15 protein-coding genes, 1 tRNA gene and 1 riboswitch are annotated in these 24977 nt (G+C 37.1%); of the genes, 8 read left to right on the top strand and 8 right to left on the bottom strand.

Annotation, left to right across the window (positions count from 1 at the left end):
• Positions 1-2: 2 nt before the first annotated feature.
• From EV201_RS04045 to EV201_RS04070, 6 genes are all read right to left on the bottom strand, one after another.
• On the bottom strand, positions 3-3140 hold the full coding sequence (locus tag EV201_RS04045; RefSeq protein ID WP_130306111.1) for a SusC/RagA family TonB-linked outer membrane protein: 3138 nt from the start codon (positions 3138-3140) through the stop codon (positions 3-5).
• A 102-nt stretch (positions 3141-3242) separates the two neighbouring features.
• On the bottom strand, positions 3243-4685 hold the full coding sequence (locus EV201_RS04050; protein ID WP_130306112.1) for a Kelch repeat-containing protein: 1443 nt from the start codon (positions 4683-4685) through the stop codon (positions 3243-3245).
• A 323-nt stretch (positions 4686-5008) separates the two neighbouring features.
• Positions 5009-8278 carry a SusC/RagA family TonB-linked outer membrane protein gene (locus tag EV201_RS04055; RefSeq protein WP_242610479.1) on the bottom strand — a complete coding sequence of 1090 codons (3270 nt, stop codon included), beginning with the start codon at positions 8276-8278 and terminating at the stop codon, positions 5009-5011.
• Between the two features lie 282 nt (positions 8279-8560).
• On the bottom strand, positions 8561-9568 hold the full coding sequence (locus EV201_RS04060; protein ID WP_130306114.1) for a FecR family protein: 1008 nt from the start codon (positions 9566-9568) through the stop codon (positions 8561-8563).
• A 140-nt stretch (positions 9569-9708) separates the two neighbouring features.
• Positions 9709-10293 (bottom strand): RNA polymerase sigma-70 factor, encoded by a 585-nt coding sequence (locus EV201_RS04065; RefSeq protein ID WP_129253885.1) that lies wholly within the window; start codon positions 10291-10293, stop codon positions 9709-9711.
• Between the two features lie 144 nt (positions 10294-10437).
• The gene (locus tag EV201_RS04070) at positions 10438-11373 is read right to left on the bottom strand and encodes a cation diffusion facilitator family transporter (RefSeq protein WP_130306115.1); all 936 of its coding nucleotides are present in this window, start codon (positions 11371-11373) and stop codon (positions 10438-10440) included.
• 269 nt (positions 11374-11642) lie between these two features.
• Positions 11643-11774, top strand: a riboswitch (molybdenum cofactor riboswitch).
• Between the two features lie 97 nt (positions 11775-11871).
• On the opposite strand from EV201_RS04070, the gene EV201_RS04075 reads away from it, so the two are divergent.
• The 8 genes from EV201_RS04075 (at position 11872) to EV201_RS04110 (ending at position 19946) form a co-directional block, all read left to right on the top strand.
• Positions 11872-12417, top strand: a complete 546-nt coding sequence (locus tag EV201_RS04075; RefSeq protein ID WP_130306116.1) for a hypothetical protein — start codon at positions 11872-11874, stop codon at positions 12415-12417.
• A 4-nt stretch (positions 12418-12421) separates the two neighbouring features.
• Positions 12422-13597: a molybdopterin molybdotransferase MoeA gene (locus EV201_RS04080; protein ID WP_165389576.1), complete on the top strand. Its 1176-nt coding sequence runs from the start codon at positions 12422-12424 to the stop codon at positions 13595-13597.
• Positions 13581-14381, top strand: coding sequence for a GTP 3',8-cyclase MoaA (locus tag EV201_RS04085; RefSeq protein WP_130306118.1), 801 nt, complete (start codon positions 13581-13583; stop codon positions 14379-14381). Before EV201_RS04080 ends, EV201_RS04085 begins: the two co-directional genes overlap by 17 nt.
• 129 nt (positions 14382-14510) lie before the next feature.
• On the top strand, positions 14511-14969 hold the full coding sequence (gene moaC, locus EV201_RS04090) for a cyclic pyranopterin monophosphate synthase MoaC (RefSeq protein ID WP_130306119.1): 459 nt from the start codon (positions 14511-14513) through the stop codon (positions 14967-14969).
• A 45-nt stretch (positions 14970-15014) separates the two neighbouring features.
• Complete coding sequence (locus tag EV201_RS04095; protein WP_130306120.1) at positions 15015-15950, top strand: MOSC domain-containing protein; 936 nt, start codon at positions 15015-15017, stop codon at positions 15948-15950.
• Between the two features lie 136 nt (positions 15951-16086).
• Positions 16087-16171, top strand: a tRNA-Ser gene (locus tag EV201_RS04100).
• Positions 16172-16855: 684 nt separating this feature from the next.
• The gene (locus tag EV201_RS04105; RefSeq protein ID WP_130306121.1) at positions 16856-19306 is read left to right on the top strand and encodes a PAS domain-containing sensor histidine kinase; all 2451 of its coding nucleotides are present in this window, start codon (positions 16856-16858) and stop codon (positions 19304-19306) included.
• A gap of 427 nt (positions 19307-19733) precedes the next feature.
• Positions 19734-19946 (top strand): DUF5808 domain-containing protein, encoded by a 213-nt coding sequence (locus tag EV201_RS04110; protein WP_207224376.1) that lies wholly within the window; start codon positions 19734-19736, stop codon positions 19944-19946.
• 58 nt (positions 19947-20004) lie between these two features.
• On the opposite strand, the gene EV201_RS04115 is transcribed toward EV201_RS04110, so the two are convergent.
• Together EV201_RS04115 and pcaF are read right to left on the bottom strand one after the other, a co-directional pair.
• The gene (locus tag EV201_RS04115) at positions 20005-23655 is read right to left on the bottom strand and encodes a sensor histidine kinase (protein ID WP_130306122.1); all 3651 of its coding nucleotides are present in this window, start codon (positions 23653-23655) and stop codon (positions 20005-20007) included.
• Positions 23656-23762: 107 nt separating this feature from the next.
• The gene (gene pcaF / locus EV201_RS04120; RefSeq protein ID WP_130306123.1) at positions 23763-24965 is read right to left on the bottom strand and encodes a 3-oxoadipyl-CoA thiolase; all 1203 of its coding nucleotides are present in this window, start codon (positions 24963-24965) and stop codon (positions 23763-23765) included.
• Between the last annotated feature and the right edge of the window lie 12 nt (positions 24966-24977).

Below are 24977 nucleotides of genomic sequence, written 5' to 3' on the forward strand. Positions count from 1 at the left end.
TATTATCTTAAACCAATTTTAAGCCCAATCTGTATGGCCTTTTGCTGAGGTATGGTCAATTCATCATTTCCTGCATAAGCAGCTGATGAGCCAAAGGCACTCACCTCAGGATCAGGACCAGAATAATTCGTCCAGGTTAGTAAATTCGATCCTTTCGCATAAAGTACCAAACTTTCTAATCCCAGTTTACGAATTCTATCCGTATTAAAGCGATAAGATAATGAAACATTTTTCAAACGCACAAAAGACCCATCTTCCAGGAAACGGTCAGTCTCCCTACTAACAGTGTAATCTGTACCTCCTCCAATTTTTCCAGGAGTAGACAGATTATACTTTTTCGGAATCTCAGTTTTATGTCCTGCAATTATCCACTCATCCAAAATTTCAGTACTCAGATTCCTGTTTTTATTATCCGTATACGTTAAAAGTTCGGCACGAGTTCCGTTCATTATTTTTCCACCATAGGAAAAACTCAACAGCGTACTCAATTCAAGATTCTTATACGTAAATATATTTGTAAATCCACCTGTAAATTCTGGCATTCTATCGCCCATTACAAATTTATTATCGTACGCTTCCTTATTATTTATAGATGCTGGAGGTGTGGTCGAAATGCTCCCATCTGAATACCTCCATAAAGGATTACCCGTAAGAGGATCAACACTATGCCAATCGTACAAAAACCATGCTGTTGCCGATTCTCCAACCTGATAATAGGCATAGCCAATTTCTGATCCTCCTGCAACATATCCCTTCAGGTTAAGTTTTGTTACCTTATTGGTATTCCTTGCAAAATTTAAATTCGAAGTCCACTTAAATTCTTTATCGATATTTACACTGGTCAATGATATCTCTATCCCCTTATTTTCCATATCAACCAGATTTTGTATTTGAGAAGAATAGCCTGAATATAAGGGTACACTTGAACCAATTAACATGTCGATACTTTTCTTATTATAATAATCAAACGTTAAAGAAAACCTCGATTCAAATAACGATACGTCTAATCCTATGTCAACGGTATGCGTTTTTTCCCATTTCAGGTCAGGATTACTAGCTTGCTGCACTTCAAGAATATTAGTATTACCGTACTGTTTAGCGTAGTCTCTAGCCACATATTGACCTTGATTGCCGTAATAGCCACCTGAACCGGAGATACCTGAAAATCCTAAACTCGCACGAAATTTCAGATCATCAACCCATAGGTATGGTTCCATAAATTGTTCCTCAGAAATTCGCCAACCTACCGAAAATGATGGGAAACCAACATATCTTTCGTTTTTATTAAATCGAGAAGAACCATCTACACGATAGGTTACTCCTGCCATATATTTGTCTTTCCAACGGTAGTTCATTCTACCAAAAAACGAGACCATAGCCCATTCTCTTAAAACGGCACCATCAACTCGAGAATCGTTAGCCGAACCAATACTTAAGACATCGTTCGTTGGAAAATCTGTAGCTGCAATCCGAACATAGTCTTCCTTTGAAGTTTCGAAGCTTTGACCTATAACACCCGTGAATACATGCTCACCAAATTCTTTATATATTGATGCTGTGTTATTAATAACAAGCTTTAAATTATTAATATTTGTTTGACTTGCACTTCCTTGAATAATCTCAACCTCTTTACCCGCATCAATCCCTTTGTATTCTTTATTACGATTATAAGCTTTTGAAGACATTAAATCAATACCAACTTCAGTCTTAAGGGTTAACCACGACAAAGCTTTGTATTCAGCATATAAATTACCTATAACACGCTTATCCTTAACGAAGTTTATATCCTCCTTAGCTTTGGCAATTGGATTAAATCTATCGCGATCGCTCTGAACAAAAACGTAATCTCCATTATCATCTTTAATGCGTGTATTGGGAGCAGCAAGTAATGAATTCCGATAAACACTACCTGAGTTCAATGAGTTATTATCGGTATAAGACAAACTTATATTATTTCCAAAACGAAATTTCTCGCTTGATTTATACTCATAATTAATTCGGGCGGTATAACGTTTAAAATCATTATTAATCACATACGAATCCTGGTCCAGATAATTTAGAGATAAAAAATACGTACTTTTGTCTGTTCCTGCAGAAACCGTTGCCGAAATATTATTGGTTACTGCCGTACGTGTTGCAGCATCGAACCAATCCGTATTATACCCCTTGGTAAATGGATAAATACCATTGGTATTTGCCCCTAAAAAACTATTATAAAAATCAACATATTGATCTCCATTCAAAACATCAGGAACATCAATAGGACTAGCAACTGAAGTAGAAATATTAAGGTCAACTTTAGGTAAACCTTTTTTTCCTTTTTTAGTCGTAATCAGGATAACACCAGCAGCACCTCTCGATCCATAAATAGCCGTCGCATAGGCATCTTTCAACACCTCGATGGATTCAATATCATCCATATTCAAACTCGCCAAAGGGTTTCTCTCGAATTCAGATGTTGCCCCAATAGAGCCTGATGTCGTATTCCCACCCATTGCAACCATGGGAACACCTCCGGACTGAAAAGAAGTTGAAGCTCCGGCACCAACTCCATATACAGGAACCCCATCAATAATATAAAGCGGGTTATTATCAGCAGAAAGCGATGTAATTCCTCGAATAGTTATCGCTGTAGCACTGCCAGGAGTTCCACTTGCAGAATTAACCTGCACGCCCGCAATTTGACCTGAAAGTGCATTATCAACACTTAATGCAACTTGATCGATCTGTTCAATATTAACAGATGATACCGCACCTGTTAAGTCGCGTCTTTCCTGTACACCGTAACCAATTACGGCTATTTCTTTAAGCGATATATTATCGGGACTCAGGATCAAATCGAAATGCGTTTTAGTCCCAATTTTAATTTCTTTTGATGTATAACCTATTGACGAAATCAATAAAACGTCGCCTGGGTTAGCCACAATAATAAAGTTACCATCAAAATCGGCTGCTACACCATTGGTTGTTCCTTTTACGATAATTGTAGCACCAACTACAGGCTGATTATCTTCCGAACATTTGAGTGTGCCCGTAATCTTAATTTTCTTTAATTCCTGAGCTTTAGTAATTTGAGCCTTAACACTCAAAGTCGATAAGGACAGTAATATGGAAAAAAGGGCTAAGAGTATTTTATACATGATATTGAATTTTACTACATGTTATTTGAATACAAATGATAACCTCAACAGAAGTTTATTTTAGGAGGCCACCTGCCAGTAACCTCCTAGTCGAAATTCAAATTAATTTAATGTTCCTTTCCAAGAATCTGTCAGTATTTTAGCTGTACCATCAGCTTCAGCACCTTTCCCACCAAAAATATGAACCACATTTCCATCTTTGACAAATGCATGACCTGCACGTCCTGCAAAACCCTCTGGCAATGCACCTTCAGTAACCTTTGTCCAGTTTAAACCTGCATCTTCTGAAACCCAGGTTGCATTCGATGGTACTGCAATTTCAGTGCTTTCATCCATCTCACCTGTAGCCACATTACCACCTATTAAATAGAATCTGTCGTTATACACATAGCAAATATGACCGGCACAGGCATCAAATGGTTTTTCCACAGCTAATTTTGTCCAGTTAATGCCATCAGCTGACTTATATACATCGTTAAAATATTGATTCGGATATCCTGTACGTCCACCAATCAGATATAATTCATCATTATAAACCACCAATTGACTTTTAGCTCTGGCAACAAAGTCTGCTCCAAAATCAGCTTCCAAATTAGTCCAGGTAGCCCCACCGTCGGTCGATTTCCATGCATCAGCAATCGCACCTTGAGGAGCACCATAAGCTACTGAAAAACCACCAACCACATATAAATCACCATTCATATTGGCAACGGTTGGTTCAGTTCTTATTGAAAAGGAATTAACTTCAGGTGCTGCACCCCAACCTTCGTAGTCGGTTTGTGTAGTTGTAATCTTCTCCCAAGTAGCCCCGTCTGTTGAAGTCCATACTTTATTAACACCATTACCATCACCGGTTCCGCCACCAAAATAATCTGAGTATGACAAACCTCCCAGTAGTAATTGCTTATCGCCATGTTTCACAGTTGCAGATCCAACTGCAATACCATAATCCTGGAAAATAGTAGAAGAAACTTCAGTAAAGGCGACACCATCAGTAGATGAATAAATTCCTGCTTCATGATCACCATAAACTGCAGCTCCTTTAAGACCTCCTACAACAAAATACTTACCATCCAATTCGAAAGCTGTCATTTGAGTATACAATGGGAAGCCTGCATTAGGGGATAAATTTGTCCAGGCAGACAACTCGTTAGCTACATTAACTCTTACGGTGTAACTGATTGTATTATCACCATTCTCAGCAACAACAGTAAAAACAACATCATTTGTAAAATCCATACTTATTGATCCACTTACCTGAGGAATACCATCGATATTTACTTGAGCCAAAGGTGCAGCACTAAATACTGGTGTTAATGCAGAAGCGTCAAATCCGTATGGCAAAGCAATTTGATTGGTAATAACATTATCGCTCCCAATGGTAAACTCATAATTTTCAAGAGCTTCATCAGCAAATCCAAAGTTTAAAAATCCTGTTAAATCACTCAATTTTTTCTCATCATCGCTACAAGAAGTGAACACACTACTCAATAAGATGGCCATAAGTGGTAAAGCCATTTTCCATGAAATTCTTAAATTTTTCATAAACTTTAATTTTAGGTTTTAATTGGGTTTATTATTCGGATTCTATCGTTCAAAATTCGATTTCTATGACTGACTCAGACTCTTGTTTTATCAATCTTTTCATCACATTTTCACTTCTAACAATCCATTTTCTGTTTAACTTAACTCACCTAACACCTCAAAAACATAGAAAAAGTCTATCCCAATTACCAGCTGTGAAGCTGATATTATGTAATCTTTGATATGTTTCTTAAGATTTTTTCCGGTGCGGTTATCTTATCCTGCCAGATTCAATAACCTTTCATTTACTACATATATTATTTATTTTTACTTGACAAGTTTGTTTATAAGTTAATTCTTAAGCCCAAGCTAAAAGACTTTGACTGCGGCATGGTTACTTCATCGTAACCTGAGAGTAACGAAGATGAACCAAAAGCGCTCACTTCGGGGTCCACTCCTGAATAGTTTGTAATTGTAAATAAGTTAGTTGCCTGAGCGTAAAATTTAACGCCTTCAAGTTTCATTTTTTTCACAATCGATTTAGGTAAATAATAAGCCAACACAAGCCTTTTAAGACGAATAAATGAGGCATCCTCATAAAAACGTGAGCTTGTTCGACTGGTGATATAATTGTTTGTACTGGTTATTGATTGATTCAATAAGGCAGGTTGATTCGTCATATCCCCCTCATTTTTCCAATAATTTAATACATCCGGTGATAAATTATAGGCCTCACTTGTTGAATAAGTATGTAAAAGAGCTGCTGTTCCATTCATCATTTTTTTACCCGATACAAATATTAATGATGTATTTAATTCAAAACCTTTATATGACAGGCAGTTATTTATCCCACCTGTAAACGTTGGAATTCCTGAACCAAAAGCTTTTCTATCTGTATTATCCGACGGTGGTATTTCACTTAAAATCCCATTTTCATATTGCCATATCGGATTGCCGGTGGCAGGATTGACACCCTTCCAATCATAAAGGTAAAACTGAGCAGCTTCCTTTCCTTCCTTGAAATATTTATAAGCCTGATCAGCTCCCCATACCTCTTCTCCAATATAATTAATCGCAACCACTTCGTTTTTATTATAGGCGGTAGACAACAGCATGCTCCATTTAAATTTCCGATCAATTAATTGACAATCCAGATTCATTTCAATTCCTGTATTCTTCATCTTCCCCACATTCACCCATTGTTGCTCGTACCCCGAAACAGCAGTAACATCTGTAAATAGAAGTAAATTATTGACCTCTTTGGAATAATAATCCAAACTTGTCTTTAACTTCTCATGAAAAAAAGACAAATCAAGTCCAAAATCAAAATTCTTTGTTTTTTCCCATGAAATATCCAATTCGGCACCATTATCTTCAGATAATATAGGCGTACCTGCATAATTCAGATTATTGGGATGTGTTTGATATGTCCGCAAAGCACCATAGGTATAAGTCGATTGCTCCACACCCGAATAACCAAAACTTGAACGTAGCTTGAATAAGTTTAAAAGTGAATTTTCAACATCAGACTTTATGATCCAACCGAGTGAGAATGCAGGAAACATTTGATAACGGTTACTTTTTCTGAAACGAGACGAACCATCAATCCGATATGAGAGACCCGCGAATAACTTCTGCTTGTAATTATAATTCAAACGACCAAACCATGAAGCCAGAGCAAACTTACGCCTATCCATTGTATAATTACTCAAATCAAGATTCCCACTAGTGTTTAAGCCCCATAAATCTTCAAAAAACACTTCTTCTTCTTTTTGTCTGGATTGCTCAAAACTCTGACCTAAAACAAATTTCATCGAATGATCTTCAAAAGAATGAGAACCATTTATTGTATTGGTTACAATCCATTTACGAGAATAACCATTACTTTCGATTGAATTTTTTTTATCAGGGCTGAATCCATTTCTATAAGCCGAAATGGCATCAGTTTCAATCAAATTAATGCCAAAATCGAATCGATATGACAACCAATTAGTCAATTCTAAGTCGAAATAAACATTAGCTATAGTATAGGTATCATTCACTTCTCCTCTGCCTGTTGTTGCCATGGCAAGCGGATTTTCATAATATGTTCCATACGGATTGCCCATATTCACGAAACGATAATCCCCCTCTTCAGTATAAACTGGCACATTGGGCGCTTTCAGGATCGCATCGCGATAAATTTTAGGTGCTAATAAAGCATTGTTCTTTTCTGAAGTAATTGCCAGATTTGCACCAATCCGGACCCTTTCCTGTACTCTTTGTTGGAAATTAAAGCGTCCCGTATATCTTTTATAGTCAGAATTGATAATGTAACTCTCCTGATTCAGTTGCGAAAAACTCATATAAAAGAAGCCGTTATGTTTTTTGCTCTGAACTGCTAAACTCAATTTATTCCCAACAGCATTTCGAACGACCAAATCATACCAATTTGTATTGATCTGATTTGGAAACACAACTTCTTCATTTTTTAATTCGCTATAATAGTTACTATATAAGCTGGCATACTCATTGGCATTCATTAATTCAGGTTTCCCAACCGGTTTTGACAGACTCGACTCATATAAAAAACTGGCACTTATCCCTTTTTTCTTCGGTTTTTTAGTTGTAATTAAAATTACTCCTGCAGCACCTCTGGACCCGTATATTGAAGTTGAATAGGCGTCCTTGAGTACTGAAACAGATTCAATATCCTCAGGATTAACCATATTCAGGGCATTCTTTCTAAACTCACTTGTCTCCCTAATATCATCATAGACATAATTATTAAGCAATCCAAAGGCGGAACCATCCTGCGACTTAACTGTTATTTGATTCAAATTCTCTTCGCTAGAAAAAAGAGGCACACCATCTACCACAATAAGAGGACTATTGGCATCAGGCTGAAGGGATGTCACACCTCGTATAGCTATTGTTGAAGCACTTCCCGGTGCTCCTGAACTTTTCTGAAACCACAACCCACTGGTACTGCCTGCCAGTATATCATCAAAATTATTAGGAACTTCACCACTAACCAAAGGAGATATTGAACTAACAGCACCTAGTAATTCTCGAGTTTCTTCTTCGCCATACCCAATAACATTGACCTCTTTCAGACTGATCATATTGGGTTTTAAACGAATGTCCTCTATAATATTTAAACCAACAACCGTTTCAAAACTAACAAAACCTATCGCTGTAACTAAAAGTGTATCACCCACATTACACTTCAGATTGTAATACCCATCTTTATCACTAGCAGTCCCATAAACCTGATTTCTCACACGAATGGATGCCCCAACAATTGGTTGACTGTCATCATCACACAGGACACGTCCTAAAACAATCTTCTCTACCCTAAGTATTTCAGACTTCTCAATCAGGTTGGAAGATTTAATCAAAGTCATAGGTATACCTTCCCCCCTTTCTTTAATGATGATTTTATCCCTGTAAATAATAAAATTTAAACCAATAGGTGTTAAAACATAGTTAAGCAACGACTCAATAGGCATGCTTTCTTGAGGAAGAGACTTGATTTTCAGATTTTGGAATTTCGCTGAATTATAGACAAAAGAAAAGTCAGATTGTGCTTCGAGAGTTTCAACAAAAACCTCAAAACTCATACCAACTCTCATGCCTTCCAAAGAAATAAGATTAGATTGTGAAAAGCTTACAGAAGTAGTAAATAAACATAAAAAAAACAAAATTGAGAACACACCCATCTTTAAACCAGCCTGAATAACAGTGGCTTTACAAACAAAAACTGATTTGTTCGTATAGTATGGATATTTTTTCTTAATTTTGTGACACATAATGTTTTTTGAAGTAAATCCTTTTATTTCAACGACATTTACTTGACAAGTAAATTTACTACATGTTATTCAGATACCGAAAAGCTGCCACTTTTCGGTATTTTTTTATTTAAATTTCCCAACTCCTCCAATTAGAATTACATCATCTTCAATCTTGTATGAAAATTCATTGGTCATCTCAAGAATTTTGAAGAGTTCATCAAGTCTTTCATTTTCGAATTTTGCTGTGATTTTTAAATCTTTAAGACTGCCATCCAAAAATTTAAGTTTCACACCATACATCCGGTATAATGATTTTGCCATCTCTGACAAACTCGTGTTTTCAAAATATAATGCTTTTTTCATCCAGGCTACATCCATGGCATTATCCACATCGAGTTTAGCCATCGTGTTTTTAGCCTTATCAATAATTCCCTTATTACCTGGAATAAGTATTAATGATTTTGATGCTTCAAAAGCAACCCGTCCGCTTATAACAGAAGTGGAAATCTGTTCATCCTCAGAATATGCTTTTATATTAAAAGATGTTCCTAAAACCTGAACATGACTGTCCTCCAGACCAATTACAAAAGGCTTGCTCTCATCTCTTGCAACATCAAAAAATGCTTCACCTTCAAGATAAAGTGTACGTTCATTGGCTTCAGAATCAATCTTATATTTCAAACGACTATCACCATTCAGATAAACAGTTGACCCATCGGCTAATAACTGTGTTTGTTGAACACCAGCCTCTGTTTCAACTAAATTGTATCCAATTAAATTTAAATGTGAAAAAGGATACGTTATTTCATAATAGCTCAAAGCTCCCAATGAAATAAAACTCACAACAGAGGCTGCAACTTTCATCCATCTTATCGATTTCTTTCGATCAACATGCTTATTAAAATCAACAACTTTAGTCTCTTGATTGATTTTATTTTTAATATCTGTAAAAACGCGTTTTTTATCTTTATCGTCAACTATCAGAAGCATCTCTTCCCATTGTTGACGTCTTAATTCAAAGTCCTGCTTATTCTCCGGCTTTTCCCTCAGCCAGTCATCAAGCAGACTTTTCTCCTCATTACTAGCACTATTGGCTAATACCTTGGTTATTATATGATGAATATCGTTCATTTTATTATTTCGAAATAATAGCTTTTAACCTTAAGACCCCAAGACCAATAAATATCCCTAAAAAAAATTGATCTTTTTTATAAAAATTTTCAAGATTAAAAACAAAATACTAAAAAAAGAGAAGTGTGAGAGCTTTTGACCTATCGCTTCTTTATTGTGAAATCCCCCAAAGATTGACTAATGCGTTTAATTGCAATTCTCATTTGAGTATCCACAGTATTGACTGAAATATTTAATTCAGAAGCAACTTCTTTGTATTTAAGGCCATCGAAACGAATCATTTTAAAAATTGCTTTGCATTTTTTTGGCAAGTTTTCAATAGAATCGTTAAGTAATTCTTGTAGCTCATGCGCTTGCATTACTTCATCTGGAAGTGCAACCGGATCTGAAATATGATATGCCTGTTCATCCAAAGATTCGTTACTAAGTCTGGAATTATTTCTGATATAATTTAAAGACAAATTGCGAACAGAAATAAACAAGTAGCTTTCAAAATTTTTAATCTGATCCAATTCTAATCGCTTTTTCCATATCCGACAAAACACATCAGAAACAACCTCCTCAGCTAAGGGTTTATTTTTAAGATATTGAAAAGCCGTGGCATACATTTTTGAGTAGAACAGATCAAAAATTTGCTCAAACGCACGCTCATCATCTTTTGAGGAAAGTTGATGAATTAGATTCTTAATATGATTTTGGTCAACAGACAAACTAGGGTAAATCATTTAAATTTGGGCTCCGTAAAAGTGCAAAATAATGTTAATTTCTCTACACGAAATCAATATTTTTTTTGAACACAGATAACGTCATGCTCACACAAATGACATAATAATAGACAATAACAACTTTAAATCAGCAAACTAAAGATCCTACTTACTATCCTGATTAACCATGCTTTCATCGCCACAAAAACCATTGATCTCAGGCTGAAGGGTGACGTGATTGATGTCAAATTTATCGTTTAGAATATGCTCCACCTGATGGAGAATTTCATTGACTTTACTCAAACGAATATCTTCCTTAAAACTGATATGTGCCTCAAAATTGATTTGTTTATCATCAAGCTGCCAAACATGAACATGATGCATATTATTGACTTCAGGTATGTTCTGCAATTCTTTATTTATTTCTTCAAGATCGACTTTCGATGGAGCAAACTGCATCAAAATTCGAACACTCTCCTTTACCAAATCCCAACTTGAATAAACCAAATACAAAGCGATTCCAATAGATAAAACTGAGTCCACCCAAGCAACATCCCACAAATACATAGCCAATCCCCCTAATACAACGGCAATAGATGAAATCATATCCGAAAGCAAATGCAAATAGGCCGAACGCATATTCATATTATCCTGGGCATCTTTCTGAACCAACAAAACACTCAAGCCGTTTAATACAATTGACAGGCCACCCAAAATCATGATCCAACCCGTTTGAACGTCAACAGGATCAGAAAAACGAGAAATAGCCTCCTTCAATAAAAAGAAAGCAATTACGATTAAGGAAACCGCATTGATTAAAGCTGCTAATATTTCGGCGCGTTTGTAGCCATAGGTTTGCGAAGGGGTTTGGTCCTTTTTTGAAAGCTTACTAGCAAACCAGGAAATAATCAAAGCCAATACATCACTAAAGTTATGCATGGCATCTGACATCAAGGCCAAACTTCCCGAAATAAAACCTCCTACAACTTGCGCTAAAGTGATACCAACATTTAACAAAATAGCTATCCCAAGATTTCGTCCTTTTAAATCACCATGGCTGTGCGAATGGCTATGCTCATGCTTATGATTGTGTTTTTCCATATTTCTTTAAACAATGTATTATCTAAAATAGTAGGCAAAAGCCTTGTGTGCGAGCAAAAAAGCCAGACACATAAAGATAAACAGATTATTTTTATCGAAATTAATTATAAATAATAATTCTTCTTAAATCCGAATAAAAAAATCAACACATCACAACTCATTCATATTGAATCATCTTACCCCATTTTTTAATTCAATCCAACAAGAAGATCTTACACATCCTAACATATACATATTTCTAGATTCATTAATATTTCTATCTTTACCTCCATCATGAAGACTCCGAGTTATTAATAACTAAGCCTTTGGTACGTTTTAATAACCGATGGGTAAGGTAGGAAACTTAATTACCTCCCGCAGGACTGGATCCTAAATTGGAAAGGAGAGATATGTGATTTGGCTTCTGGGCTCTATACACCAATAAAATAAAACCCAATATGCTAAATAACAGACAACTCCATCTAATAATTAAAATAGAGTTTTCTTAAATTTAGCAGAGTGGAAAATATTTACAAGAATATATTACTAATAGCCGGAACCGGGCAAAACGTTGGCAAAACACTGTTTGCCAGCAAAGTCATTGCACACTTTGCCAGCAGGTTTCCTATTGTAAGTATTAAAATATCTCCCCATTTTCATTTTCTCGATCCGGATATCGTCATCTTGGACAAAACTGCGGACTATACCATTAGTAAGGAAACAAATCCCAATGGTAATAAAGACAGTCAACGATTTCTTATCGCAGGATCGAAGGAAGTTTATTACATTCAGTGTTTGGATAATAGATTACATCTGGCTTTTAACAAACTTGTTCAATATCTTCCTGAAAACTCGCCAATAATATGTGAGTCTGGAGGATTAAGACAATTAATTAAACCGGGTGTATTTTTAATAATCAATAAAAAAAGCAGTACTAACATAAAACCCCAAGCTATCAGAAACAGAGAACTTGCTGATAAATGGATTGAATTCGATGAAGCCGACTTTGATTTCAAGCCTGACAATCTTCAATTTTCTAATCTTGGCTGGACCATTCAAATCTAACCCTATGATTACATTTAATGAGGCTTTAAAAACTGTAAAACACGCAACTAAAAAGTTGGAAAAAGAACATATTGAGCTATCAAAATGTTTGAATCGTGTATTGGCTGAAGATGTCGTATCGACCATTTCCATTCCTCCATTCAACAAATCTGCGATGGATGGTTTTGCCTGCCGACAAACTGATTTAGCAGAGACTCTGGAAATTCTTGAAACCATTCCGGCTGGAACACCTCCAACAAAGGTGATTGGAAAGAATCAATGTTCCAGAATTATGACCGGAGCAATGGTTCCTGAGGGTGCTGATTGTGTGGTTATGGTTGAAAAAAGCGAGATTGTAGATCCGAATCATGTTCGGTTTACGGATACAAAAACAAAAACGAACATCTGCATAAAGGGCGAGGATATTCAAGAGAATGATGTGGTTCTAAAAAAGGGGACTCGCATTAAAGCACAACATATATCTGTTTTAGCAGAAATTGGTTGTGCCAAACCTCTGGTTTACCAAAGGGTAAAAGTTGGAGTTATTGCAACAGGCAGCGAATTGGTTGAACCACACGAAACGCCAGGATCAACACAAATCAGAAATGTCAATTCATGGCAATTATTGGCTCAACTTGAGAAAATTGGCATTACTGCTAACTATTATGGTATTGTTGCCGATTCAAAAGAAACAACAAAAGAAGTGATAGCCAAATGCATTGAAGAAAATGATATGCTGCTTATCACAGGAGGCGTTTCGGTTGGAGAATATGATCATATTCCACAAATATTGAAGGAATTAGAATTCAATATTTGGTTCCACACACTAAGCGTAAAACCTGGTAAACACACTGTTTTTGCAACCCGTCAGGGGAAATATGTATTTGCAATGCCAGGCAATCCGGTTTCCTCATTTGTTCAATTCGAACTTCTAGGGAAAGCACTTGTCTTCCGCCTGATGGGACACGATTACAAACCGGCTATTGTTCGCTTGCCAATTTCATGCGATTACAAGCGTAAGCGCACAGATCGTTTGGAATTTATACCCGTGCGCTTAAATGCCAACAATCAGGTTATTCCGGTCAGCTATAATGGTTCGGCCCATATTAATGCATTCACTCAGGCTGATGGAATAATGGCTATTCCTCGTGAAGTTGATGAGTATACAGAAGGAGAATTCGTACATGTTAGACAAATATAACCGAAACATAAGTTACCTCAGAATTTCAGTTACGGACCGATGCAATCTTCGTTGCACCTATTGCATGCCCGAGGAAGGCATCGATCTGATAGCACACGAAGAGATGCTCAGTTTTGAGCAAATTATCGACTTTGTAGAAGAAGCCGTTAAAACGGGCATTACAAAAATTCGTTTAACGGGAGGAGAACCTTTAGTTCGAAAAGGCATTGTTGAACTGGTCAGACTTATTGCCAATGTTGAAGGAGTGGAAGACCTGGCTCTCACTACAAATGGTATTTTACTCGAAAAATATGCTGAACAATTGGCTAGTGCAGGCCTTAATAGAGTCAATATTAGTTTAGATACACTTAATCCTGCCATATACAGAGAAATAACCCGCTGTGGCGATATTAATGATGTCTTTAAAGGAATCGACGCAGCAAAGAAAGCGGGTCTTACACCCATAAAAATCAATTGTGTGCGCATGCCGGATAGTAGCGAGACTGAATTAATCGCTCTGAAAGCTTTTTGCCAAAACAACGAGCTCGACTTACGCTTTATCAGACAAATGGATCTTGAATCCGGAGATTTTTCAATTGTTGAAGGCGGTGAAGGTGGCAATTGTAAAATATGCAATCGCATTCGATTAACTGCCAATGGCAAAGTAAAACCCTGTCTTTTCAACAATAACGAATTCGATATCAAAAGACTTGGTGCTAAAGACGCCATAAAAAAAACGATAGAGAGCAAGCCTCAAGAAGGAAGTCAAAACAAAATTGGGAAATTTTATAATATTGGAGGATAATGTTGATACGCTGATTAGATAATGTGAGGATTAAGGATAGATGTTTATACACGAAAGAAACAAACAGCCCGCTCCTCCACCTCAAAAACAGAACACTTTTTCACCATTTCACACTTTTACAAATAAAATATGACCACTAATAAATTCAGCCATATCGATAAAGACGGCAAAGCCAATATGGTAGATGTCGGACATAAATCTCAGCAAATCAGAGAAGCAAAAGCCTCAGGTAAAATCATTTTATCAGCAAAAACAGTCGAACTGATTCGCGATAACAATCTGAAGAAAGGTGATGTTTTAACCATTGCTGAAATTGCAGGAATTCAGGCAGCAAAACAAACAAGCCAACTCATCCCCCTTTGTCATACCCTTCTCATCACAAAAGCTGAAGTCAAATGCAAACTAATCGACAATGGCGTTCAAGTAAATACACGTGTAAAATGTATCGGACAAACGGGTGTTGAGATGGAAGCCCTTACCGCTGCTAGTGTGGCCTTATTAACCATATACGACATGTGTAAAGCCGTAGATAAAAACATGGTTATGGAAAACATCAAATTAGATGAGAAAACAAAGCTTGATATTTAAGCTTTTTAACAAACATCAAACCGGCAATAACCAATCCAAATAAACATGACAAAAATAGATATACTCTCAGTTAATATTTCTGATAAAAAAGGGATCATTAAAAAACCAGTCCCGTCAATCGAATTAAATGCAAGAGGTGTTGCAAAAGACGCACATGCCGGAAATTGGCACCGACAAGTGAGTTTACTGGCTCAGGAAAGTATCGATAAATTTTCAGAACAGGCAAAACGTAAAATTGCTTTTGGTGAATTCGCTGAAAACATCACAACACAAGGTCTTGTTTTGCACAAAACAGCTCCCTTAGATCGATTTATCATGGGTGAAATGGTTTTAGAAGTGACTCAGATCGGTAAAAAATGCCATGGTGATAACTGCAGTATTTTTCGTGAGGTTGGAAATTGTGTGATGCCCAAAGAAGGTATTTTTTGTCGTGTACTCAAAGGAGGTGAGCTAAAAGCAGGTGATCAACTGAAATATCAGCCTCGAATCATGAAAACACTTATTATAACACTAAGTGATCGGGCAAGCAAAGGTGAATATGTTGACAAGAGTGGTCCTCTTCTTAAAAAACTGACTGAAGATTTCTTTAAATCAAAAAACCGCCATTATGAAATTGAAACCCTGATCATTCCTGACAATGAAGAACAGTTAAAAACGATTCTGTTAAAAGCTCAGTCAGAAAAATACGATATGGTTTTCACAACTGGTGGAACAGGAATTGGACCTAAAGATATTACGCCCGATGTGGTTAAACCATTATTGACCAAAGAGATTCCTGGCATCATGGAATTGATTCGTGTGAAATATGGTATGGAAAAAGCCAATGCACTTGTGAGTAGAGGAATAGCCGGAGTTATGAATAAAACATTGATTTACACACTTCCAGGTAGCCCTAAAGCTGTAAATGAATACTGTTGTGAAATTTTCAAAACTATTGAACACTCACTATACATGCTGAATGAGCTGGATTTACATGGTTAAGTATTTTTTACCAATTCTTATTCTGATAATCAAAGCATTCGAATAAATATTGAATACAAGTGCATTTTTTATTTGGTAGAAGTGCATTTTTGACTTACATTTGCACCCGTTATCAGAACAGATAATAAGACATATTGGAGAGATGGCAGAGTGGTCGAATGCGGTAGTCTTGAAAACTATTGTGCGGCAACGTACCGGGGGTTCGAATCCCTCTCTCTCCGCTGAATGAAGCATCAAGGTAGGAATACTTTGATGCTTTTTTTATAGCATAAACTTTCATGGGATGAGAACGCCAAAAGGGGTTCGTAACATGTTCACGACGAGCTTGCCAGGAGTCATCCCTCTCTCTCTCTCTCCGCCTTCGCCCGACATAGCAACAGCTGTGTCGGGCTTTCTTATGCATTAAACCCCAATACGAAGTCGGATAAAAACAGTTTATGGGCTACGGCGGAAACATCCGCTTTAAAGCATCAAGGTAGGAATACTTTGGTGCTTTTTTTTATAGCATAAACTTTCATGGGATGCGAACACAAAGGGGTTCGTAACATGTTCACGACGAGCTTGCCAGGAGTCATCCCCCTCTCTCCGCCTTCACGCGCCAGAGCAATTTACTGCAATGACAGTTTTTTTCATTTTATTAAGTCAGAACAATAAAACTCAGATTCGGGCCACATCTGATACATCTACATCATATTCGCCCACCAAAGAAAATTTGAATTAACTCAACACCCATATTATACATAACGAAATCTAACAAAACTCAATATTACTCTTTCTTATGTCAAGAATAAATTAAACGAAACACATGAACTTATTGTACAACAAGGAGATTGATGTTTATTTATATTGATTTTAAATAAAAAGAACAGGATAGCTTGAACTAAAAATTATAATACTTTCGACGAATGAAGGATAAAAAAGGATTCAGATTGGATGTTTTAGAGAAGTTGTACAGAGGGGAATCTAAAGCCTGTATTTTAAACCTGATCATTACACAAGCAAAAACAATTATACCAGAATCAACCTGTTTCATACATAGTATGGACGATATGGTAAAAGATTTATTATATGAAACTGCCACAGTTTTAGCAGACTCTTGTGACAAAGCCAATTACGAACACCTTACTACAAATGGAATAAGATCTTGTTGCTCTAATCACTCTATAGATATTAGTGTAGTTGAAGAAGATATTCAAACTCCTCCCTTTGGGATGAATTACGAGGACTTCGCTCAACAAACGGATTTAATCGTTTGCTGGGCAGAACCCATAAAAGATCCTTCTGGAGAAGTATTGGGAACTCTCACCATCTATCATCAAAGCTATACTACCCCCAAAAAAAATGAACTTGATTTGATTGCAGAACTCGCTGATTTAACGGCTATTGTTCTTGACCGATTCAAAATTATCAAACAACTAGAGGATAGCGAAAGTAAATATCAAAAGTTAGCTAACGCGAGTAACGATGGAATCTTTATTATAAAAGGCGACAAAATTATTGAGGTAAATAAACGTGCCGAAGAGATGACCGGCTATTCCGAAATGGAACTATCAAACATGTCTATTTTTAATTTCATGGGCGAAGAAAACTGGTCGTCAGACTACATTCCGGATCTACCCGGGGAAAGACATCATATAGAAGCCACCGCCATAAACAGAGCTAAAGAGAAATTAAATGTGAGTGTTAACATCAAGGAGTCAACCTTCAACGGTGAAACGGTCTGTTTACTTTCTGTCAGCGATCACACAGATATAAGACGGGCTGAAAAAGAACTCAAAAAACTTTCACAAACGGTTATCCAAAGTCCTGTTTCGGTCGTTGTAACCGACTGCGAAGGCCATATTGAATATGTTAACCCGAAATTCATGGAACTCACGGGATATGATTTAAATGAAATTAAAGGTCAAACCCCAAGTATTCTAAGTTCAGGCAACACGCCTTTATTTACCTATAAAAAACTATGGAAAACAATCAAATCAGGGGAGAATTGGAGTGGTGAATTGCAAAACAAGAAAAAAAATGGTGAGCTATTTTGGGAAAATGCCACCATTTCAGCTCTAAAAGACAAGAGCGGTCAAATCACTCATTTTATAGGCGTTAAAGAGAATATCACCCAAAGAAAACGACAAGATCAAATTAAGGAAATCATTTTCAATATCTCCAATGCAGTCCTGTCTCAATCGACACTAGTCGACTTTATTCTATTTATTAAGAAAGAGTTAAGCAAACTGATTAACACAAAAAATTTCTTTGTTGCCCTATATGATGAAACAAAAGAATGTTTTCATATGCCTTATCATGATGATGAATTCGATTCTATTGAAACTTTTCCTAAAGGAAAATCCATATCAGGCTGGGTAATTGATCATGGTGAAGCTCTGCTTGCAGATAATGAAACCTTAGATGCCATGCAGGCAAAAGGTGAAGTCGAACTTTTCGGAGAACCATCGAAAATATGGTTGGGTATGCCATTAAAAGAGAAAGGAAAAACCATAGGCGTACTGGTGATACAAAGCTATGATAATGAAAAAGCAGTCACCGAAGAGGACAAAGAAATATTAGAATTGGTCTCACATCAAATTAGTATTTCAATTGAGAAAAAAAGAACAGAAGAACAACTTAACAAAGCCTTATTAGATGCCAGAGAATCTGATCGTTTAAAATCCGTTTTTCTCACGACTATGTCTCACGAATTACGCACTCCCTTAAACGCCGTTTTGGGTTTTTCCAGTATCGTTGACATGGATACTCCCATAGAAACAGCCGTTGATTTTTGCAAAATGATTCACCAAAGCGGAGAACATTTGTTGAATATTGTTGAAGATTTGTTTGATATCTCCCTAATTGAAACGGGAAAGATCAGAATGACCTACAGCACAAACTCTCTTTCGGGATTATTAAATGAAATTCATGATATGATTATTGCCGAACAAATCAGCATGAATAAAACGAATATTGATTTGAAACTGGTTATCCCCGACAGTGCTTCCTTGTTTATGCTTAAAACGGATCCCAAACGTTTCAAACAAATCTTTCTGAATCTTTTAAAAAATGCCCTAAAGTATACCGAAAGTGGGCTAATAGAATATGGATTAAAAGATTATGACTCCCAATCAGAATTGCCTTTTCAGTTTTATGTGAAAGATACGGGCATGGGAATTCCTGAGAACTTACAAAAAAGTATTTTTGGTATCTTCCGACAAGCCAATGAAACCCTTGCCCGAGAACATAACGGTATTGGCTTAGGCTTATCTCTTTCTCAAAATCTGGTTGAACTACTGGGTGGGAAAATCTGGGTTGAATCAAAACTTGGAGAAGGTTCTACCTTTTACTTTACACATTCATCCTGCTTATAAAAATCTCAGTATTTTTTTAACTCATCACACCCTATTTTCAAGAATAAAAAGGTGCAGCCTTTCAGCTGCACCCATCTATTTTAACCCCATTAAAATAGATATAAAAACCTTTTTGATTGAATTGAAATCCTATTCAGCAACCCTAGCTTTTAATAAGATTATCATCATTTTTTAAAAATGATGCAAAAATTGAGTAATGGTTGCGTCAGAATTTTAAAAAATCAAATTTTAATAAAGACACTTCCCTCCTTCTTCTTCATCAAAAATTTTGGCAAAAAACAGAATTAAGTCTAATGATAATTTGATCTGATTACAAATAGAACTTCGATTCAGAAAATTGGTTTATAGAATTCAAAAGCATTCTTAATATTATTAAATTGGTCTATTGCTTGCAGTGAATGAAACAGAAGCCAATAAAAAAACGGATATGAAACGAAAAAATGAGAATTACGATATCATGAGTAAAAATCCGGCAAACTGGAGAGGTATTTTTTATTACAATCGTAAGGATCCAAGAATAAGAGTTCCCAAACAAGATCCCAGATTAGGTTGGACTCTAAACTTTGCAAGTCCCTATGCCTACCTCTTTATAATTGCCATAATGGCTATTATTGCACTTTCTATATATTTGGGTTTATAGCTTATACATTGATTGCCTAACTCCTTAATACTTGGAATGCAACCCTGAGTATTACAAACTAGATATTCCTTTTCTCGCAAGGGATGGTAAAAAAGAAGCTTGTGCCTTTACCTATTTGGCTTTCGCACCAAATGGCTCCATAATTTTTTTGCACAAATTCGTGACAAAGTATTAACCCCAAACCTGTTCCCTTCTCTCCTGAAGTTCCAACTGTTTTATACTTCACATCAATACGAAAGAGCTTTTCCATATTTTCAGATGAGATGCCAACTCCCTCATCTTTAACTTCTATCTCCAGAAACTTTTGTTCTTTTCTAACATTAACTTCAACAAGCTTGCCTGAATTGGTGAATTTTACGGCATTGTTTATCAGATTACGCAAAACCGTATTAATCATCTGGCGATCGGCATAAGCCATATAACTTTCGGTCAAATTGGTTTTTAGGTGAACCCCTTTCTTCTCAGCAGGAATACGATGCAAATTGATATTCTCTTCAATCTGCAAAGAGAGATCAAACTCCGAAGGCGAATACTCAATAAGACCTCTTTGCGATTTGGACCATGTGAGCAAATTCTCCAATAAATTATAAATCAACTCGGCAGACTGATGAACACGCTTTAGAGCAATCAGCTTATCCTCCTCATCCAAATTATTATAATTCTCATCAAGGACCTGGCTCAAAGAATACAGACTGGCAAAAGGATTTTTCAAATCATGAGCTAATATGGAGAAGAACTTATCCTTAGTGGCATTCAGCTCATCAAGTTCTTCTTTTTGCTGACGCAATCGCTGTTCGGCTTCCTTCCGTTCGGTGATGTGACGCGAAACGATGGTAATACCCGTGAGGTCAGCTTGTGCATTCCGGCGTGGACTAATTTTTGCATTAAACCAACACATACCTTCCTGATTGACACAATAATCGAATTCATGAATCAAATCACTGTCCTGAAGCCGATCAAAAGCGATATCTAATTCCTCCACAACACGTTTGGGAAATCCAACTTGGGTATAATGCTTCTGCAAAAAGAAATCCGGATTTTCATAAAGGGGATCCTGGTTACCAGGATTATAAAATTCCTGAAAAATGCCATCACGATCGAGAACAAAAACCAAATCATTTAAAGAAGAGATGGTCGATTTCAATTTCTCTTCGCTTTCTTCAACTCTTTCCTTTTGCAAAGCAATCTCTTTTGTGCGTTCACGAATCCCTTTTTCAAGAATACGTTTTTCACGTTTCAGATTTCTAAGTCTCAACCTCATGATTCCCATCACCAAGAGAAATCCCAATAAAATATAAACTGCATAAGCGTAAGGACTAAGCCACCAGGGGGGTAAAATCCGAATCTCAAGCTTAGTAGGAACCTCATTCCATCTGCCATCATTATTAGTTCCCTTTACAAGGAAGGTGTAGTGTCCACTAGGCAAATTGGTGAAATGCACGAAATGTTGATTCCCCAGCTCAAGCCACTCATCTACAAGCCCCTCCATTTTGTAGGCATATCTATTTTTAAAAGGTTTAGTAAAATCTAAAGCGGCATAAGAAATGGTAAATGAATAATCCTTGTAAGTAAGATTCAATCTATCGGCATAAACATTGAGTTTTTGCTTTTTGCCTCCCCTTTCTTTTTCAAAAGAAGTAATAACAACCGGAGGTATAAAGTTATTATCCTGAAGAGAATCCGGGTGAAATGAAATCAAGCCATCCATACCACCAAAATAGACTGTTCCCTTTTCATCCTGATAAACAGCCTTTAAATTAAATTCCCCGCCTTGAAGCCCCTCATTGACAGAGTACGATTTTATCGCATTTGTTTTTGTATTCAACATGGCCAAGCCATTTCCCGTAGAAAACCAAAGATTCCGGTTTTTATCCTCAATGATATCATAAATGATATTACTGGGCAAACCCTCTTTCATGGAATAATACGTAAATACAGAATCCTTTTTATTGAACCGATTGATCCCGGTACTGGTACCAACCCAAATATCACCTTTATTATCCTCACAAAGTGAAATCGTGAAATTATCACAAAGAGTATTGGGGTGCCCATCCTGATGTGAATAATGCAACATTCGATTCTCGTGAGGCTGGTAGCAATCCATACCATTCAATGTCGCAATCCAAACAAGACCATCACGATCCTCCAATATAGAATAAACCAGATTGCTGCTGATACCATAAGGTTCCTCAGCGCCGGAGCGAAAAAAGCGCCTTGTTTTGGTCTCAGGATTAAATTGTATGATTCCATTCCCAGTCCCAATCCATATTTTTCCATCTGAATTCTCTGTGATGCAATAAACCCGATTGTTTTCAAAAAAATCTAGCGTATCTATGTCGAAATACGTATTAAAAGGAATAAAGCTTTGCTTTTGCTTATTAAAGAGACTAACCCCATTGCGAGTTCCCATCCAAATTCTGGATTCACGGTCTTCAAACAAAACATGCACATGATTGTTTGAAATATACCTGTCCCCTTCGAATTCCGAAGAATAATGCAACATTTCCCTGGTTTCAGGATTATAGATATTCAAGCCTTTAGCCCAATTTCCAACCCAAAGCCGCTTATCCTTATCAATATAAATAGACCCAATAATATTATCCAACAGATCTAGTGATTTCGGATCATCTGTTTTCTTATAGCTTTGAAATTTCTTCATTTTTAAATCGGCTCTATCGAGACCGGCAATCGTTCCTACCCAAAGATTCTTCGAGCTGTCTTCAAAGAGAGAATACACAATATCATGCCCAATATAATTCGTATTATTGGGTCCGCTTCGATACAGACTCAAGTCAAATTCACCCGTTTCCCAACTCCACTCCATACGGTTCAGACCACCCTCCTCAGTCCCAATCCAGTACACCCCATTACTGTCCTGAATAATGGACCGAATATAGCTTGTACTTAACACATGAGCCGTATCGCCTTCATTCCCTAAACGAAAAAAATCCTGAGTCTGATTCTTATAAAAATTGAGTCCATCTTCAGTTCCGACCACAATATTTCCAATCAGATCTTCGTAGAGAGCCGTGATGTGATTATGGGAAATGGAATGAGGATCAGAAGCCTCATGACGGAAATTGATAAAGGTTTTATTTATTGGATCAAACACACTTAGTCCATCCGAAGAACCTAACCAAATCATTCCCTTACTACTCTTAAGTACAGGAAAACCAATATCATGTAAAGCACCGTCGTATTGCAAGTTATTGGTAAAACTCTCCAAACTATCGGTCAGATAATTATATCGGGATAAAACCGGGGGAAAATTGATGTAAACAAACTGATCATCAGCAACGACACCATACACAAACTTATCGGGCACAATAGAATCACTGAGTTTGTGGGGGATCACTGAGAAAGCTCCCGTTCTTTTATCATATCGGTTCAATCCCTCTTTAGTTCCAAGCCAAATGTTACCCTTTGCGTCTTCGGTAATATCAAATACCCAGTTGTTGGAAATTGAGGTTTTGTCCGTGGGGTCGTAAAAGAAATTCTCGAAGCTATAACCATCAAACTTATTTAAACCATTTTGAGTGGCAAACCACAAATAGCCTTCTGAATCCTGAAAAATGCGTTTAATCTCACTTTGTGAAATACCATCCTCAACCCCGTAATGCTTAAAGGTCATCAATTGAGCCTGTACATTTAAAGCCTGACACAATAGAAAACTACAATTAAAAAGAACTATTAGGAATCGGAAATTCATATATTCAGAACGGGTTAATGTTTAAGCATTAGTAATTTACGTTTTTTTTATCACATCAGAAGTTTCATTCAATTTATTAAATCCAAGATGATTAGTAAAATTAAGGCTTATACCTTTTCAAGCACAAGGGCAATTCCCTGGCCTACGCCGATGCACATGGTACAAAGGGCTTTTTTTGAATTCGAACGCTGAAGTTGATAGAAGGCCGATGTCACAATTCTGGCTCCACTCATTCCCAGTGGATGCCCCAGGGCAATAGCGCCACCTAGAGGATTAATCCGAGAATCATAGTCATCCAGACCAAGTTCACGGATACATGCAAGTGCTTGTACAGCAAAAGCCTCATTCAACTCAATAATATCCATATCATCCAGTTTCAAACCTAAATATTTTAACAGCTTTTGGGTTGCCGGAACGGGTCCCATTCCCATAATACGAGGTAACACACCCGCAGGTTTCATTCCCAGAATTTTAGCTTGAGCCTGCAACCCATATTTCTTCACGGCTTTCTCCGAAGCTATAATCAATGCAGCTGCGCCGTCGTTCACGCCTGAAGCATTCCCGGCTGTTATGTTTCCATTTTCACGGATGAGAGTCTTCAAGGAAGCCAGTTTTTCAAGTGAACTTAAGCGAGGATGTTCATCTTGGTCAACAATTAGGGGCTCACCTTTTCGTTGAGGAATCCTAACAGGAATAATTTCTTCAGCAAAAAATCCCTGGCTTTGTGCATCATGGGCTTTCTCCTGACTCCAATGTGCAAACTTATCCTGATCCTCTCTGCTGATTTTAAATTTATCAGCTATATTTTCTGCCGTCTCTATCATCGATTCGGTTCCATACATTTTGTCCAAAGCTGAATTCACAAAGCGCCAGCCTATGGTGGTGTCATAAAATTTCTGCGATCGCGAAAAAGCCGTTGGCGCCTTCCCCATAACAAAAGGAGCACGCGACATACTTTCAATCCCCCCCGCAATAATCAAATCAGCTTCACCTGCTTTTATGGCTCGTGCAGCGCTTCCAATAGCATCCATCCCCGAACCACATAAACGATTGATGGTTGCTCCGGATACCGTTTCGGGATAACCCGCCAGTAATAAAGCCATTCGGGCGATATTTCGATTATCTTCGCCTGCCTGATTGGCACAACCCATCAAAACATCATCAATATCAGACGGAATTATATTGGGGTTTCGTTCCAATAAGGCTTTCAAGGGAATTGCGGCAAGATCATCGGCTCTTACCAAAGACAAAGCACCGCCATACTTGCCTACGGGGGTTCTTACAGCATCGCATATATATACATCAGTCATAGTCTTATTCTT

The organism is Ancylomarina subtilis, assembly GCF_004217115.1.
Lineage (GTDB): Bacteria > Bacteroidota > Bacteroidia > Bacteroidales > Marinifilaceae > Ancylomarina > Ancylomarina subtilis.